The organism is Stappia stellulata (genome assembly GCF_020176715.1).
Classification (GTDB): Bacteria; Pseudomonadota; Alphaproteobacteria; order Rhizobiales; family Stappiaceae; genus Stappia.
In genome coordinates this window covers 1-972 of the sequence record NZ_JAIVMF010000053.1, presented here as the reverse complement: position 1 = coordinate 972, position 972 = coordinate 1, and the positions used below count along the sequence as shown (strand labels likewise).

The following is a 972-nucleotide window of genomic DNA, read 5'->3' as shown; positions in this document are numbered from 1 at the left end:
GAGATGGTTGACACCTGTTCGGAGACATAGGTGACAAGTTTATAGCGCAGAGAGATCGATGTTTGCGACACGATTTGCGCCGAAGTAGATGCCTAGGATGTCGTGGTTTGAGGTTGGCCGGATGGCGAGGCGATGGCCCTTGAAGGCCTTGGGAACGGACCAGAGCTTTCCGCGATAGCTGATCTGTGCCTTTGTTCGGGGCACCAGGCGGGTGATGACATCCGGCGCGTAGGAAACGGCGGGGATGGTCTCTGGCCAGCGTCTTTGCGAGGGGCGATAACGGCTTGCCGGGATGGCTTGGCCTAGGGCTTCGTGTGGCCGGTGGTGGTTGTAGACAGTGCGCCAGCGGTCGAAGGCCTGCTGCAAGGCGCTGATGTCGCGATACGAGCGCAAGGCCAGAACTTCTTCGCCCAAGGTCCTGTTGAAGCGTTCGTTCTTGCCCTTGGTTTGCGGATGGAAGGGCCGGGCGTAGATCACCTCCACACCGAGATGCGCCAGCCAGACACGCAAGGGTGTCCAGCGGCTTTCCTTATGACTGGAGCCCCAGGGCGAGCCATTGTCGACCAGGAACGCCTCCGGCAGGCCGTGCCGGGCGAAGCAGCGTTCAAGCTGCTCTTGGACGGTCCGGGTTTGCTGATCCGGGCAAGCCGCCAGACACACGCAAAAGCGGGAATGATCGTCGACAATCGTCAGGGGATGGCAAGGCTGTTCCGTACCAAGGCGCACCCGTCCCTTGAAGTCCATCTGCCACAGGCGGTTGGCCGCTTCATGCTCGAAGCGGAGCGGGGCCTGCCCTGCGGCGGTCCGGGGGCCGACATGGCCGTGCCGCCGCAGAATGGCATGGATCGTCGAGACGGCAGGCAGCTCACTCTGGCTGCGGGCCAGAACCGCCGCAATCTTGCGTGCCCCCCATGCCGGGTGCTCCTCGCGCACACGCACCACCGCCTCTTCCCAAGCCGCGCTCACCCGCTG

General features: G+C 63.4%; 1 protein-coding gene. It reads right to left on the bottom strand.

Going from position 1 to position 972, the window contains the following annotated elements; all coding sequences use genetic code 11:
- Positions 1 to 39: 39 nt before the first annotated feature.
- Positions 40 to 972, bottom strand: a 933-nt coding sequence (locus tag LC092_RS21070; protein ID WP_224809701.1) for an IS481 family transposase, incomplete at its 5' end; no start/stop codon positions are given.